General features: G+C 62.3%; 1 protein-coding gene (running past one end of the window). It reads right to left on the reverse strand.

Features of this window, described 5'->3' with window-relative positions; all coding sequences use genetic code 11:
• Positions 1-17,878, reverse strand: the end of a protein-coding gene (locus ACZZZU_RS14260) for an Ig-like domain-containing protein (RefSeq protein ID WP_463550976.1). 24,842 nt of this gene lie beyond the right edge of the window; 17,878 of the gene's 42,720 nt are visible here — the last part of the coding sequence; its start codon lies beyond the right edge, outside the window; it ends in the stop codon at positions 1-3.

A 17,878-nucleotide genomic window follows, 5' to 3' on the forward strand; every position in this document is an offset into this window, starting at 1 on the left:
TCAGGTCTGCGGGACCTCAAAGGGCCACTTTGGTTCATTCTGGAAATCTTTAAACTTCACCGCCAGCCCTTTCGCATCGGCCGGCATGGCGCTCAGGCGCGTGACGTTGCCGGTTTTCATATCGATCAGGCCGAGGCTGCGGCGGGTGGTGCCGTCGAGGGTGTCTTCGATTAGGGCTAGGACGGCGTTGATTTGCGGCGCGGCGTCGAGGGCCAGGACTTTGGGTTGGGTGGCGAAGTCGGTGGAGAAGCTCAAGTTCACCAGCGGCACGAAGTCGCTGGTGGTATGCGAGTCGTAGCGGCTCAATGTGCAGCCGTTAAGTACCAGAGGCAGACCGTTCCATTCGCTCAAGCCCGCGCCGCAGCGCAGATCTGCAGTCCGTTCCGCGTAATTGTTGGCGCCCCACTGGGTACGATTGCCCAGAGACAGCACCGGAATCGGGTCGGCGCCTTCTTCCATCTCCCGCTCGACCAAGCGCAGCCAGTTCGACTTCTGTTCAATCACAGCGCTATCGAGCAATTCACCTTCGGCCTCGACAGTTTCTTCAACGTTCAGCGTCAAGCTGTCGAGGTCGAACGAACGAGCAGACAGCGTCTCGCTGTCGCTATCTACCAGCCACATGCCCGCATGGTTGTCGAAATCGACGCCCGCAAAGCGCTCATAGAAAGTCGTCACCTGGCTGCGCGTGCCCTTGAAGCCGTTTTGGCGCATGAATTTGATCTGGTCGCCGGAGTCGGCAAACGTATAGATGTCCATCAGCGGCATCGACTGCGCGTCAGTTGGGTCGCTTCCCAGGCGAACTTCCAGTTCGTCGTTGAAATGGTCGGCGTCGGTGTCCGGGTTGTTCAGTTGGGTACCGGCCTGCTGCTCGGCGCTGTCGCATAACCCGTCACTGTCCGCATCGGCGCACAGGGTGAAGTTGACGATGCGCGAGCGGTCTTCAGCGGCGATACCGTGCAAGCTGTTTTCGCCAAGGCTTTGTAGCACTTGGGTGGTGTTTTGCTGGGGACTATCCGGGTTCTCGAGCGCGTAGAAGTTCATCACCACGCGGTGATCGTTAGCTGGCACGTCAAAGCGGTAGCCGATAGTCCAGTTTGTGTAACTGTTGCTGGACACGATGTCGGCGTTCAAGCGTTGACGTCCCGCCGCATCGGCAAACACGTTGATTAGCGAGATTGGGCCAGGCTCGGCTTCATAGTTATTTTTGCGCTGGCGCAGCCAGGTGTCGGTGACGTCCAGCTGGTTGTCGCCGCTTGAGGTTTGCTGTTCGTAAGCCTGGCTCGAATAAACGTTGTCGCTGGTCAGGCGCTGTTCCGTGGTAATGACGTGGTCGGTCACGTTGTAAAACTTGTCCAGCACTCGCACAAAACCACGTCCGGAAGTGGGCACATAGAACTCGCGGCTGACTAGTAAGCCGCTGTCCAGCGCCACCAGCGAACTCCGCCAGATCGACTCGCCTGCTAGCTGAGTCAAACCACGCGGCATTTCGATGAATTGTGGATCGTAGTTTTCGCTGCTTTCAAACCTGTAGCCGGCCAGGCTCGCGGCGTTTTGCACCAAGAGCGGTCCGTTTTCAGGCTCGTTAAAGCTGAACTCACCTGTGCGACTAATGCGCACCTTCAGACCTGCTTCAGTCCTAGGCTCTGCGTAATAACCGTTGTAAATCTGTTGGGCGTCATCATTAGAGTTTTCGAGATCCGTCCCGTCCACGAACAGTTCGTCACCGTCACCGCGACCGCCGCCATCGCTGTCGAACGTTCTGGCTGCTTCAGCACCAAACGTGGCGATCTCGAACTGGTCCGGCAGGCCATCGTTATCGGTGTCCAGACGACGGGGGTGGGTGCCGTTGCGGAACTCTTCCAGGTTGTCGACACCGTCGCCATCCGGGTCACTGTTAGCATCGCCAACATCGTAGTCGATCTCGAACTTGTCGGACATGCCGTCATCGTCCGAGTCTGCTTTGGCCGGGTTGGTGTAGTAGCGGTTGACCTCGTCGAAATCAAACAAACCGTCGCCGTCTGAGTCGAGCTTCAACGGGTCGCTGCCCAGTTCGACTTCTTGGCCATCGGTAAGGCCATCGCCATCACTGTCCGCCAACGTCGGGTTGGTGTGGTGCTCCTGCACCTCGGCGGCATCGGACAAGCCATCGCCGTCGGTGTCGCGGTTATGCGGATCCGTCCCCAGTCCCTGCTCTTGCAGGTTGGTCAGGCCATCTTCATCCGGATCCTGGCCTGCGATACCTTCTTCGGCGGTCAGGGGATCGAACTCGCTGTACAGCTCGAAGCCATCCCACAGTTGGTCACCGTCGGTATCCGCCGCGTTCGGATCGGTGCCGAGGAAGATTTCGTTGAGGTCGGACAGACCATCACCATCGCTATCGGTACGGCCTGGCAGGCGCCCAAGTTGCACTTGGTACGTGCCGATTTCGGTCGGTAGGTAGGTGATGGTCATTCCACCCAGATCTGGACGTCCTTCAAAACTTTCGCTGATCTGCTGGCCCAGGAACACTTGGTGCCCATTAGCCTCGCTCCAATCCACCCTGTAACTGCTTGGGTAAATACGCGACCACGTGAAGGTGACATCGCTGTAACCCCAACCACGCTCAGGCAGATTGTAGTAACGCGTTTCGATGCGACCATCGGCGTAGAACGTGACCTGCATATCCACCAGACCCGGCTCTTCAGACCCTTCCTCATACAACAACATGCCTATCCAAGAGAACATGAGGCGGTCGGCCTGTTGATCAACCAGGAAGCTGCTGGATTCGCCGAGGTAGGCGTTACTGCGAAGAGGCACGATGGCCACGCCATCACTCATGCGAATCTCATCGCCCTGCACTACCACACTTTGACCAGAACCAGGCACTGTGAAAATCGATTGGTTCGAGGGGTCATACGCAACGCCCTGGGCCTGAATCGGCTGCACCCAACTCTCATCAACCTTCAGCTCATACTCGCCAAGCTCGTAGCTACCAGCCCCCTCGATCGACACCGGAACAACCACTTCAACGGTTTCATCGAGCGCCGTTTTCTGAATGCGCACGAACCAGCTCGAACCCTGCTGCGGATCGATCTCTTGCGTTTCGAAGCGGCCGTCAGCATCGGTCACGACTGCGTTGCCGAAGTCCGTTTCCCAATGATCCAGACGCGTTTCAACGGTGACGCCAGCCATCGGTTTACCCAACTGGTTGACCACACGGCCGGTGAACAGCGTGGGCGGCGCGTCATCAATGTCGAGCAGCAGCGTTTTGGCAGCGGCGTTGCCATTGGTGTCAATGGCCCGCAGTTCGAGCGTGGTGGCGCTGACGCCAGACGGAATGGCCACGTCGTAGTTCAAATGACCGCCCTGAGCACCCTGCTGGGCCAACACGCCGTCTTGCCACAGTTCAACCCGCGCCACCCGACCATTGTCGGTAACGGACGCTGTGAGGCTCACGCTGTAGTTGGGGTAGTAAGGCCCTTCGGAACTGCTGAGTTCGATAACCGGCGCCGTAACATCCGCTACCTTCGGCTCATCATCCTGCCCATCGGGCATACCGTCGTTATCCCAATCGCCGTTGCTCGGATCGAGACCCAGCGGAATTTCTTCGGCGTCTGGAAGGCCGTCGTTGTCGCTGTCCACCAGGCTCTGCCAATTGATTAACTGGGCGTGCTCTTCGACGGTCAGACCAATCTCTTCGAACGTAGTCGCGCTCAGTTCATTAAGCACACGCTGGGTTTCGGCACGGCTGTAGTTCTGCACGGCGTAGTGCATTAGCACCTGACGGCTATGCGGCTGCAGGGTGAGGCTGTAGCTCATGCTGTAGTTATCGATGTTCAGGTCGACAGCGACAGGTTTTACCTTCGCGTCCGCCGAGCCGAAAAGGTGGCCCATGGCAGGGTCGCCGCTCCCATTGGACTCGTCGTCGGTCAACAGGTAGTAATCGTCGATGCCGAACGCGGTGTCGCCGGACGAGGTGTTGATAATCCGCGTACCGCCGTCAGAGCCGAGATTGCCGCTTATGCGAACCGGCACGGTCATCTCGTTATCGGTCGTGTTTTCGATCACTTCCAGGAAGCGCGCGTAGCTTTGATCCGCTGGCACGTAGACCTTACGACTCACGCGTAGTCCGCCGGAAATGGTCTGCTGCGCCAAGGTCACTTCACGACCGGAGAGGCGCAACTTGCCCTGCGATACCCACGGCATTTCGTAGCCATTCACGGTCAGCAATTGGCCATGGTCGTAGGCATCGTCACTGCCCAATTCGATATGGCCATCGCCACGCACGTCCCACATATAACCGTTGCCAATCAGGTTTACAGGCAAGCCGACATCGCCTTCATAACTCAGCTGGCTTTCCGGAATAAGCCCTGTTGCACGACGCCCTTCTGGCTCCAGCACCAGCGCAGGAACAGTTACAGACTCGCTGTCGGCCGGAATATCGACCTCTCGGTTGGCGAGCATGCGCTGTGCGCCGAACACGGCCGAGGCACTGATTTGCAGGCGCGTGTCGCGGCTCAATACGCCGCTCAGGCGGTAGTGGCCCGAGCTATCAGTAGTGGCTTGCATGGCTTTCACCTGCACGGTTGCGCCTGCTACCGGATTGCCGAGCTTGTCGAGCACCTGGCCGCTGAAAGTCAGTTGCGGGTCGACGTTGACGTTCACGGTGAGATCAACCGTGCGCACGTTGTTATGGCTGTCCGTGGCGCGTACTTGGAGCAGTGTGTTTGCGGCATCCGGCAGCAGCACGGTGAAGGTCTGGCGGCCGCCAGCGCTGCGGGTTTCTAGCAGCTCGCCGTCTTGCAGCAGCTCGACCTTGGTGACGATGCCGTTGTCGTTGACCAATGCGGTCACGTCCAGCGGTTCGCCGGCATAACGGCGCACCACAGGCAGCGGTTCGAAGCTGACGTTTGGCGCGGTGGCGTCGGCTACCAGCGGCTCGCTGTCCTGGCCGTCCGGAATGCCGTCGGCGTCGCTGTCCGGGTTGTTGCTGTCGGTGCCCAGACGGGTTTCATCCGCGTCGCTCAAGCCGTCTTCGTCCTTGTCATAGAAGGCAAAGAAGTTGACCACTTTGCCGGCCATGATCGGGTCGATGTTATCCAGCCCCAGGCCTTTAAGACTACGCAATTTGGCAGCAGTGGCCAGGGCGGCATCCGTGGAGCCTTCCAGGGTGGCGAAGTGCATGATCACGCGGCGCTCGCCGGCCGGAATGCGCAGTTGGTAATCGGCCTGCCACAAGCGGCCAGCCTGGTCCATGTAGCTGGTGCCCTGTCGACGCCGGGCGTTACCGGCCAGTACGTGCAGCAGAACAGGACGGCTGGCATTGGCGGTATCTCGCAGGGCCAGGAAGTCATCGTTTGCGGTCAATTGCGCATCGCCGCTGCTGGTGACCACAGCTACCTGGCTGTCGTAGTCGGCGCCGTAGTAGGACTGCAGGCGCACATTGGTGACCTGCTCCTGGCTCGTCGGGTTGTCGATGATCTCCAGATAGCGCACATAGGCGCCGCCAGCACTTGGCACCAGCACACGACGGCTGACGACCAGGTTGTTCATGCGGCGGGCTTCGTAGTGATACTCGCGACCGTTGGCGGATGTAGTGGCTTGCAGGTAGCGGTAGTTGTAATAGGCGTTGTCGACAATCAACTGGAACGCCCGATTGCTGTTAATCGCGTTACCGGTACTCGAATAACCGTCGCCATTCTCAGCGAATGTGAAGCTACGGTTGTTCTCGTCGTTGACGGACCAATACGGGTACACCATTGCCCGGTCGTCGCCAGCTACTTTCGGATTGGTGCCGTCAACATAACGCTCGTTGATGTCCTGACGGCCGCCCGCGTCGGTGTCCACCATCAACGGATCACTTGCGACGTTACCCGACACTTCCCAGCCGTCGAGCAGCTCGTCGTTATCGCTATCCGGATTACGCGGATCGGTGCCAGCCAGGAACTCGCCCAGGTTGTTCAGCCCGTCGTTATCGGTGTCGGTGGCAGCGTCGACGTTCTGCAGGTTGTTATCGACTTCGAACTTGTCGGACATGCCGTCTTCGTCGCTGTCGACTTTCAGCGGATCGGTGCCGTGCACGCTGACTTCAGCGGCATCACTAAGACCATCGCCGTCTGTGTCGACTAGCGTCGGATTGGTGCCGCGGCTGATTTCGTCAGCATCGTAGAGGCCGTCCAGGTCCGTATCGCGGGTCAACGGATTGGTGTGGTGAATCAGCACTTCAGCGCCGTCGCTTAAGCTGTCCCCATCGGTGTCGACTTGGTGCGGATTCGTGCCGGCCTCCTGCTCTTGCAGGTTGCTCAAGCCGTCACCGTCGGTGTCCACCTGCGCTTGGCCATCGCCGGCTTTGGCGTTAAAGCCATAGCGCTGTTCGAAGCCGTCGTTCAGGCCATCGTTATCGCTATCGGCGTTGAGCGGGTCGAGGCTTTGCAGGACTTCGTCAAGGTCGACAATGCCATCCCGATCACTGTCCACCAGGGTGGTCCAGTTGGCGATGTCGCGCTGTTCTTCAACGGTCAGATTCGGCTCTTGGTAATCCGCAGCCGACAGCTCATCGAGAATGCGCTTGGCCTCGGCACGGCTGTTGTTCTGCACGGCATAGTGCAGGATCGCCTTGCGGCTGCGGGCCGGTACGGTGAGCCAATAGGTAACCGAGTAACCGTTCGCATTGCCGGTGAAGGCCATTGGCTGCAACGGGGCGACCTGACCACCAAACAACACACCCGAGGCCGGACGACCGCCGTTATCGGTGGCATCGTCCGACACCAGATAGCGGTCCTCGGTATCCACCACGGTATCGCCCGAAGACGTTGCGGTGATGCGGCGCGGATCGTTGTAGAACTGGCCATGGATGCGCACCGGCACGCTGATGTCGTTGTCGGTCGGGTTCTCGAACAGGTCCAGGTAACGGGCGTATGCCTGGTTCTGCGGCACGTAAAGTTTGCGGCTGACCTGCAACGCGTCCATTGCTCTGGCGGGCAGGGTCAATTCACGGCCGTTCTGGCGCATCAGGTACCGATGCGATTCGTTGCCGTATTCCGCGCCGTTCACCTGTACGTACTGGGCGTAGTAGAAGCTGTAATTGCTGGCGGTTTGAATGTTGCCGTAATAAGTATCGAAGTCCCAGGTGTACTGATTGTTCAGGGTCTTGGCTGAGTTCTGCTCACGGCTGTCATAGGCGAGGTGACGGCCCTGGATCGGCTCAAACGCGCGGCGACCTTGGGCATTTAGCACCAGATCGGCAACACTGCTGGTGCCGCCGCGTACGGGCTCAAATACGGGACTGATGGCGCTAACCGGTTGGCTGCCGAACACGGCAGTGGCCTTAACCTGCGGATCGAGCAGGGTGGTCCCGGCATTCAAGGTGTAACGGCCCTGGCTGTCGGTGGTGGCTGTATTGGCATCAGCGGTACTGCCACCACTGGCATTCGAGAAATCGATTTCATCGACAAATATCCAGCTGCCGGTGCCTTTCAATGCAACGCGCACATAACGGCTCTGGATGTTCAGGTCCGATACATCCAGCCAACGGTGCGGGCCGGTCGCGGTGTTGCTGTTGTCGTTGCTGGAGCTCGGCGGCACGATCAGCGTGCCGGCACTGACCCACGTATCGCCCAGGCGCTGGAACACTTCAACCGACGGCAGCACCACGTTGCTCAGGTAATCCTGGGTCGCGCCTACGCTGATGCTGTCGATCAGTACCGAGCGGCCGAAGTCGTAATCGACGTTCACCACTTGGGTATTCCAGCCCAACCACTCATAAGCAGTGCCTTGGCCGAGGTCGATGTTGAAGCCGGCGCGGCCGAGCTGGTCATCGTTCAGTTGACGAGCGGTGTCATCGGCATAGGACGAATGCGCAACCTTGTCGAAGCTGTACGAAACCGGCACAACCGGGCCACGTGCAAAGTCGTTGACCAGGCGCACCTTGGCACCCGCCACTGGCGTGCCGTTGCCGTCCACCACGCGGCCAGTCACCTGCGTGCCAGCGTCGGCGCTGATGCTGAAACGCTGCACGGCGGTGCGGCTTTCGTTGCCGTTGGTGTCACGAGCGCTGACTTCTACAGTCAGCTCACTGCCCTGCTCCGGCACCACGATCAGGTGCTCGTACGGACCTTTGGCGAAGCTGCCCGTCGCAGAGCCGTTCACGTAGAACGTCACCTCTGTAACGCGGCCATTATCGGTAGCACTGGCAACCAGGCGCAGCTGCTGGCCATGCACCAGGCTCGAACCCGCAGCCGGCGACGTCAGCGCCACTTGTGGTGGCAACAGGTCTTTGGCTTGCGGCTCGGCGTCTTCGCCGTCCAGCAGACCATCTTTATCCATGTCGGCGTCGAGCGGATTGAGGCCAGCCTGCATTTCGGCGCCGTCGCTCAGGCCGTCGTTGTCGCTGTCCTTGACCTTCGGATTGGTCAGGGTATCGAGAATTTCCTGCTTGTTGCTCAGGCCGTCCTGGTCGTAATCCTGCGCGGCGTCGACGCTGTTGCGCGGGTCGAGAATGTCTTCGTACGGGCCTTTGGTTTCAATGAAATCAGACAGGCCGTCATCATCGGTGTCGGGGTTGCCCGGCAGCGTGCCGTAGGTATTGAGTTCTTCGTAATCGCTGATGCCATCGTCGTCACTGTCAGCTTTGCGCGGGTTGGCGCCGTTGCTGATTTCCACGGCATCAAGCACGCGGTCAAGGTCGGTGTCTTCGCTCAGCGGATCGCTGTTGTGCTGGCTAACTTCAAGGCCGTCGTTAAGACCATCTTCATCGCTGTCAGCCTGACGTGGATGGGTGCCCAGCTCCTGCTCGCGCAGGTTGCTCAGGCCATCGCCATCGGTGTCGAGGTTCTGCTCGCCGGCCACCAGCGGGTTGAAGCCGTATTTAACTTCGAAGCCATCCAGCAAGCCGTCGCCGTCGCGATCCGGGTTAAAGGCGCTGGTGCCATTGGCATATTCGTAAACGTCTTTGAGGCCGTCGTTGTCGCTGTCTTTGAGGGTCAGCTCGTGCATCAGCACCAGCACGTTCGGCGCATGGACCGTCAACAGCGGATTCGTATCCTCCGGACGCCAGATTTGGTTGCGGGTGTGGCCGTAATAAACCTGGCCGGCACCGTAGGCGTAGCGTACCGACGTCACGCGTTTGTCGGCACGTGCGCCCGAATAGGTCAGCGGCACGATGTCGCTGCCTAGGGTCTCCAGGCGCATATACGCCAAGCTCGAAGAGATGCCGCGGTGCGGCCACCAGGAGCCGGCTTTGCCTTCGCTGACGCCAGACCAGCGCTGAGTCGGTACCAAATAATTCCAGTCGCCAGTCCACACAGATTCGATGGCCGGCCGGCCCGGAACATCTGTCACCGCCCCGTTGGTGGAATTGGCCTCTTCGTTGACCAGCAGCACGCCGCCGCTATTAACGAAGCTCGACACCTTGCTCAGGTTGTTGGTGTAAGCACCATTGCCGTAGTAACCGCGAGAGCTATCGACAGTCAGCATGTCGATGGTCGACAAGTCGAAAGTAGACAGGTTTTCAATCAGTACAGGTTCGTAGCCGGCACGCTCGATCACCAATTGCTGGTAAGGGCGACCGACGCCTTCGCTGACGTTGAAATACCCCACCCGCACCTTCGGCGACACCAGCGTAATTACACCCACATCCGTAGTACCGCCCCACACCGGCTCCACATCGGCGGAAGTCGCGGTCACGCCCTGGCTGCCGAGAATGCCGTTGGCAATAACCTGCACATGGCCCGGCGCAACCGGCACGCCAGTGATCACAAAGCTGCCGTCGTCGGCGGTACTGGCGGTGATGCCCAGCGCTTCAACCTGCGCGCCGGCAATTGGCTGGTTGCTGCTGCCCAATACGCGGCCGATCACGGTGGTCAGCGGGTCGGTTACCAGGGCGAACGTGTGCTCGCCGCTGCTGCCCTGGTTGTTGTTGGTGTCGGTGGCGATCAGTTCCAGGCGCAGGCTGTCGGCATCGGCCGGCAGGGCCATGGCGTAGGTGAACGGCGCGCTGGTGAGCAGGGCAATCTGCGCACCGTTGAGGCGTACCGACACTTTGGTCACACGGCCGTTGTCTTGCAGGCTTGGGGTGATGACCAGGTTGAGGCCTTTGATCAGCTGTTTGCCCGGCGCCGGGTTCACCAGCGCAACGGTTGGCGCCTGGGTGTCTTTGATCAGCGGCTGGCTGTCTTCGTCGTCGCGCAGGCCGTCTGCGTCGGTGTCGGCTTTCAGCGGGTCGGTGTGCAGTTGATCGACTTCGGCGCCGTCTTTAAGGGTGTCGCCGTCGGTGTCCGGGTTGTTGATCTGGGTGCCGAGCAGCACTTCGCGGGCGTTGCTCAGGCCATCGCTGTCTTTGTCGCCGGTGCCGTCGTTGGCATCGCTTGGGTTGAGGCCCATGTCGATTTCCAGCTTGTCTGGAATGCCGTCGTTGTCGGTGTCTTTCTTCAGCGGCGAAGAGGCTGGAATGTTGCTGACTTCCTGGCCGTCGGTCATGCCGTCGTCGTCGGTGTCGGCGTTCAGCGGATCGGTGCGGTGGGTGCGCACTTCGGCGCCGTCAGACAAACCGTCGCCGTCGGTGTCGATCACGCGCAGTTTGGTGCCGGCGGTTTGCTCTTCAAGGTTGGTCAGGCCGTCGCCGTCGAAGTCTTCGGCGCCGTCCTCGATGCCATTGCCATTGCTGTCGGTCAGCGTTGGATCGAGGCCGACGGTTTCCAGTTCGAGCTTGTTCAGCAGACCGTCGCCGTCGAAGTCTGTCAGCGGGTCGAATACCTGAATCTCCAGCGCGTTGCCGATGACTACCGGCTTGGCCGGCGTGCCTGGCAACGTGCCGCTCAGGGTCAGCGGGAGCAGCGCACCGTCAACCACCGCACTGTTACCCTGGGTGAAGAACTCAGGCACGGTCACGGTACGGGTCGGGCCGTAATACCAGTTGAAACCCTGGCTCTGGCCGCCCAGCTCGGCGCGGCCGTTACTGATGGTCCACCAGTTGAGGTTGTCGGCCAGCAGCATCGGCACGGCATAGCTCTGGCCGGCCAGCAGTTTTACGGGTTCGCTGAGGTTGAATAGCGCATGCGGCGCGCACAGCTCGCCGCCCTGCTCGCGCACTTCGTCGTTGCGGGCGATGCCACGCAGGCCGGAGTCGCTGGTGTCGAAGTTGTAGCAACGGCCCAGTTGCAGCACAGGCTGCGCTACGAATGTGAGGCTGCGGCCATCGCTGCTAAGCGTGGCGGTGCCGTTACGCACGCCGGTGCCTTCGAGCAGTTTGATCGCGCTGCCGCTGTCCAGACGCACCGGTTCGTCGTAGTCGAAATAGGCGCGCAACGTAGTGCCATCGCGCGCTTCGATTACGCTGCGAATGATTTCCGGCGGCTGCAGGGTGAAGTTGATGCGGAACTGGCTGTCCAGATTCAGCTGCGGCAACACCGTAACCGGGGTGCTCAGGCTGACGGTGACTTCTTCGTAGGTTTCATCACTAATCGCCAGCCAGGCTTGACCCTGCACCAGCTCGACGGTAGCGGTGCCGGCCTGGCCGTTGATGGCCGCGGCGCCGGTTACTCGAGCTTGCACGCTGAGATTGGCCGGCTGGCCGTCAAGTTGAGTGATGGCGTTGCCGAAACGATCTTGCAGCAGCACTTGCAGGCGCACGTCCTGCTTCACGCCACGGGCGAGCACGTCACCGCTGGCTTGTACACGGCCCTGGTCGTTGGCCAGACGCAGGTGGCTGGCGGCGGCCGGCAGTACGTCGAGCGTCAGCGCCGACACGTTATTGCTGATGCTGCCGCCGGCGTTATAGGTATAGCGAATCTGGTTACCGCTGCTGCTCACCGGCAGGTTGAAACGGCCGACGCTCTGGCCGGCTTGCAGGTTCAACTGGGCACGACCGTCTTTCAGGGTTACACGTACCAGCTCGACGGTCTGGCCGTTGGCGCTGGTGCTGGAAATCTGGATACCGGCGCCTGGCAGCACGTGGAAGTCGCTGGCCGGCAAGGTGAGCTGGAACACGCTTGCCTGGTCATTGCTCACGCTGTTCAACGCGTTGTCCTGCGCCTGCAGGCTCAGGCTCACGGTGCTGCCAGCCGCCATGGCGGGCAGGTAGCTGAGTAGCACGTGGCGGGTCGGACCGGCTACCACGCTGATGGCCTTCTCGGCACGGGCAATCTGGCTGAACTGCGGCAGGTCCGCCCACAGCTGGTACTCGCCGACGCTGCGGTCGGTGCCGAGTGGCAGGCTGGCATAGCCGCTGGCATCGCTGGTGCTGCTAGCGAGGTTTTCCACCGTGCCGTCGCTCAGGCGGCGCAGGCGCCATTGCACGGGCTGGTCTGGCACAGGGCGCGCGGCGGCGTCGAGCACTTGCACGCGGTACAGCGCTTGGCTTTGCACGGCGACGGTGGCTGGGTTGTCGCTGCCCTGTAGAGTCTGGAAGCGCACCAGGTTCGGCGACTGGGTCAGGGCCACGCTGTAATCTTGGCTCAGCACTTGCTGGCCCATGCGGTCGGTCAGTTCCACCTGAATGCGGAACTGGTCGTTGGCCAGCGCGGTATCCGGCATGCGCAGGTCGCGGGCGTAGCTGTTCCAGTAATCGCCGTTGGCGCAGCGGAAGTAATCATTAGCGCCGCGCAGGCAGCTAAACAGTTCCTGACGCACGTCGCCGACGCGCTGCACCACGCGCAGGGCCAGGCCGCCGGTGTCATCCAGCGCGTTGAGATTGCCCAGGTTCAAGCGCACCAGGCCGCCGTAAACGCCACGGGCCGGCAGGGTTACTTGCAGGGCTTGCGCATTCGGCGCTTGGTCGCGAATCACGCGCAGCGTTTGCGGCTGCGATTCGCTGACTTGGCCACGGCTGTCGGTGAGCAGCACTTTGAATGGCTGAGTCAGGGTCGTAGCCACGCGCTCGGTACGCTTGTCCTGCACGCTGAAGCTGCGGCCGTTAATAGCCAGGCCACTCACATCGTAGTGATCGGTAAAGCCATTCCAGACCAGATCCACTGCTTTCAGGCCGACGTCGTCCTTGGCCGACAGCTGCACGTTAAAGGTGCTGCGCTCGATGATTTCCCCTGGCAGAACGAGGCCGGTTACTTCGGCGAAGGCGTCATCAATCACCGTCACCCGCAACTCAGCACTGCTGGCATTACCCGCCTGATCGCGCACTTCGATGTTGTACACCTGCTCGCCCACGGCGCTGGCGGCGTCCTGGTAGGTGAGTTGGTTTTTGCCGAAGGCCACGGCAACCACTTGGCCGTTGCGCAGCAGGGTGGCTTTGTCGAGGGCGCCGTCGGTATCGGCCATTTGCGCTTTGACGGTGAACGGGTAGCCACGCACAGCTTTCTTGCTGTCGACAAAGACGGCGCTGCCTTCGTAGCTCAGGGTTACGGTCGGCGCTTTATTGTCTTGGTGGCGGTAGAAGCGTTTGGCCGCCGACTCGGCGCTGTTGCCGAATACGTCAACGGCGCGGGCTTTGAGGTACTGGCCGCTGAAGCTGGTGTCCAGTGCCACGCTGGCTTGGAACGGTTCGGCTTTGCGCACAGCTACACGTTGCCATGGGCCATTGGTGGTGGCCGAGAGCAGGAATTCCACTTGCGCCAGCGGCTGTTGGCTGCCGGTAATTTGCGCGCTGACGGCCAATGGCAGCGGCAGCCAGGAATGTTCGTCGGCGGTGAGGCTGACGCTGAACGGGTTGGCCACGCCGTCGCCTGGCATCAGGAACAGGTCGCGGGCGGTGGATTCGCGCAGCACGCCGTATACGTCTTCGGTGCGCAGGGTCAGGGCGAAGCCTTGGCCGCCCGGCAGGCTGGCGGGCAGGCGCAGGCTGGTGGTGGTCAGGCCTTGTTTGAGCGCGCCCACTGGCTGGCCGTTGATCCTGAAGGCGGCGCCACGCAGGGCCTCGGTGTTCAGGCCGATTGGCAGCGCTTGCGCCGGGGTCAGGCGGCTGCTGGCCAGTGGCGACAGCACGGCGGCATCGGCAGCGCCCAGGCCGTAGGGCAGTTGGAACAGCTGCACGCCCTGGGTGCCTTGGCCGACGGCCAGGCGGTTGTTTTCCACGCTGAGGGCGGTGGTGCGCTGGGCCAGCAGCAAGGTGCTGCTGGCAACAACGGCGCCGGTGCCCGGCTCGATGGCATCCAGCCGCACACCCTGGGTTTGCGGTTGTTCCAGCCACAGCAGGTTGCCGCCCAGGTACAGCTGGCTGACGGTGGCGCCGATCAGCAGTTGGCTGCGTTGTTGGCTGCGAAGGTCGTAGCGCCAGGCGCTGTCGCCGAGCAGGTAGAACAGGGTGTCGCCATTGAACGCCAACTGACGCACTTCGCCGCCCAGTTGCCCGCTCAGTTCAGTCACTGGCTGCTGCGCGTCGCTGCGCAGGTCAACCAGGAATACGCGGCCGCTTTCGCTGAGTACGGCGGCTTGTTGGCCACGGGCGGACAGCTGGCGCAGGTTCTCTTGCGTGGTGATCGGCAGGCTGCGTTTGCTGTCCAGATTGTTCAAGGACGCCAGTTGCAGGCTGCCACCGCTGGCGACGATCAGGTAATCGCTGGACACCGCCAGGTCGCTGGCGGCGATGCCGGTGAACACGGTGCGCGCGACCAAGGTGCTGCGGTTCAGGGCCTGCACTTGTTGCTGCTGGTCTTGCAGCACAAACCACGTGTTGCCGGCGGCTGCCACTTTGCTGGCGGCGCGGGTGAAGGCGGCTTCCGGGTAGAGGCTGGATTGCCAAGTGCCAGCGGCGTCCTGACGCAACACCTGGGCGCCGAAGTTATCGGCGGCCACCAGCAGCTGACCGTCGCGCAGGGCCAGGCTTTCAATGCTGCCACGGGTTGGCGTGGTGGCGCTGCGGCTGTCATACAGGCTGACGAAACCGTCGCTGCCGCGAACCGGGTTCAGCACTTGGCCTTCGCTCCCGCCGAGCCACAGCTTGCCGCCGGTCCACTGCGCGGCGTCGACCGAGGCGGCCACCAGCGACCAGTTGCCGACGCGCTGTTGGGTGGCGGTGTCGATCAGTTGAATGCGTTGCGGCGACAGCGCCAGCACCTGGCCTGGCAGAGCGAACAGGCGCTTGGCACCCGCGCCGATCTGCGTAGCGCTGCCTCTCAGGCTGGCGTCCAGGCGCCACAGGCGGCCGGCGTTATCCAGCACCTGCAGGTAGTCACCGGCGCGCACCACGTTGAGCAGGCCTTCGCCGGTAAAGGTGGCGAGGGTCTGGCCGCTGGCGGACAGGCGCAGCAGTTGGCCGCTGGTGAGCACCAGGAAGCCGTCGCCATCGGCGAGCAGGCCGCGCACTTCGGCGCCAACGGTCTGGGTGCCGGCAGCTTTCAGCTGGTTGCCGAGGGCGTCGAACCAGTACAGATCACGAGCGCTGGCAGCGAGTATGCGTTCGCCCTGCACGGCCAGGTGTTGCAGCGGTGCGGCAACGGCGACGGTGCCGGCAGTTTGCAGGCCGTCGGTTGGGTCGAGCAGGGTCAGGCCGAAGCCTTTAACGCTAAGCAGCAGGTATTGCTGCAGGTAATCCATGGCGGCGATGTCGCCTCCCAGGCGCTGGCGCAAGCCTTGGGCGTCATGCAGCTCGGCACCGCGCGCCAGCCAGTAACCGCCCACTTGCGGCAACAGCACGTCGAACGGCACGCGCACGGCATCGCTTTGCAGGTGCCAGGCGTCAATCACCGGCGCGTTCCAGCGCTGCTCTTGCTGGTTGCCCAGTTCGTCGTTGATCAGCGCGCGCACGCGCAGCTCTTTCAGGTTGGCTGGCAGGCGTAGGCTGAGGCTGTCACTGCCGCTGGCGAGCAATTGGTCGCTGCCGTTCAGGGCTTCCAGGCTCAGGCGATAGCGCGCGGCATCGACGCCGCTGAGGCGCAGCTCAACCTGGCTGCCGGCGTACAGCACGCTCGGCAGGCCGCTCAGCACCGGTTGCGGCAACTGCTGGGCCGGCGCCACGCGCAGGTTCAGTTGCTGCTCGCTAAAGTGGAAGTCGCCGCCGAAGTAGGCACGGGCGCGCAGGCTGAAACTTTCCTGCACGCTGACTTGCGGCAGACGCAGGCTGAACTGGCCTTGCTGGCCGGCGATGAGCAGGCGTTGCAGTGGCTGGCCGTTGAAGCTGAGCAGTTGCACCTCGACCCACGCCGGCACTTCACCTACTTGGTAGCCGAGGTTGAGCGTGCTGCCTTCAGCGAAAATCTGGTTATTGCCGGCGCCGCTCAGGGTCAGGCTGGCGCCCGGCTGGTTGGCTTGGGTGAGCAAATTGACGGCGCGGCTACCGGCGGCGTCTTGCCATTGCAGGCTGGCGGTGTCGGTGCTCGGCAGGCTCAGCCAATGGAAGCTGTGGCGCAGGCCGGTGACGGCGCGTTGTGCTTCGCCGTTGGCGCTCAAGCCGGACGCGGAACCGTCGCTGCCGGCTGCAAAGTGCGCGGCCAATGGCAGGCGGGCACCAGCGGTCAGCAGCGCACCGTCGTCCGGGCTCAGGCTGGCGGTTTGGGCGGTGTTGGCGGCCACAATCAGGTCGAGCTGCTGGTTGCCGGCGTGATCGTTGAGGTTCAGCTCGAGCTGGGTGGCGCTGCTCGCCACGATCCACGCGCGGCCTTTGGCAAACGGTTGCGCCAGGTAGCTGTCCAGCTCGCCTTGATACACATACGGTTGCGCCGCCAGCAGTTGGCCCTGGCTGTCGCGGAAGCTGACGTCAGCGCCGCCCAGCGCCGCCTCGGCAGCGGCCGGCAACCCACCGACCAACACGCCGAACGGCAGGCGCACGGCCTGGGCAGTGAGTGCGACGCGCGACGGTGCGGCGACGGCCAGCGGCTCGACCACCAGTTGTTGGATGTCGTCGCGCTGTTGCAGAGAAATCAGGCGACCGGCCACAAAGGCCATGGCCTCGCGCTCGTTGCTCAAGGCGCCGACGCGCTCGGTGCCGCGCCAGGCTTGCCAGGCGTTGCCGTAGAGGTCTTCGCGTACGTTCAGCCAGCTCAGCTCGCCGTCGAAGAGCACCTGGCTGACCGCGCCACCCACTGGCAATACGGTGGCCGCGCCGAGGGTGTCGCCGCTGACGGTCTGGCTGCTGACTTGCGTGGCGGTCCAGCTCAGCAGGCGCTCGCCTTGCAGGGCGAAGCCGATGCGGTCGGCCAGTGCCACGCGGGCGCTGCGTACCAGTTGCGGCAGGCTGCTGTCGTCCAGTTGCAGCCATTCCAGGCCTTTGTTGGTGAGCACTACCAAGCGCTGACCGTCGACCTGAACCTGGCGAATTTCATCGCTGAAGCTCACGCCAATTACATCGGCGAAGCCGGCGCTGCCCACGGCATAGGCGCCCACTTGCTGGCCATGACGGACGAACAGCAGTTCGCCGCTGCCGCCCAGCAGGGTGCCGGCAATGGCTTGCTCGGTGCCGGTTTGCCAGGCGTTGGCCTGCCAGCGCCAAACGCGCAGGTAATCCTGACCGTCGCGGCGTACCTGAGCGGCGAGCAACGCGCCGGTGTAGGTGAGCTGGCGAATATGGCCGCTGTCGCGACTTTCCACCAGGCCGTCGAGGGTGCGAATGCGGTAGCCGTCACGCTGCTGGTTTTCCGCCCACACCGCGCCTTCGGCGTGGCCCGGCAAGGCGGTCAGGAAGCTGGCGCGGTAGCCGGTGTCGATGGCGTCACGACGGTTTTCGGCTTGCAGGTAGGCGAGTTTTTCCAGGCTGCGGCTGGCGATTTTCTCGTGGCCGGAACGGTCACGCAGCACAGCGTCCAGGCGCAGCGCGGTGCCTTGCAAGCGGCTGTTCCAAACCTGACGCGCGGCGCTGAACGGCAGCACGGCCGGGCTGGTGGCATCGCTTGGATCGAACAGGTTCAGCTGCGAGGTGCTGTTGAAGTCGCCCATGGTCGCCGGAGGCGGCACTTGCAGCCACAGCTGCGAGCCGGCCAGCAAGGTGGCGGACGGTTGCAGCTCGACGCCAATTTCT

Source organism: Pseudomonas sp. AC136 (assembly GCF_979258585.1).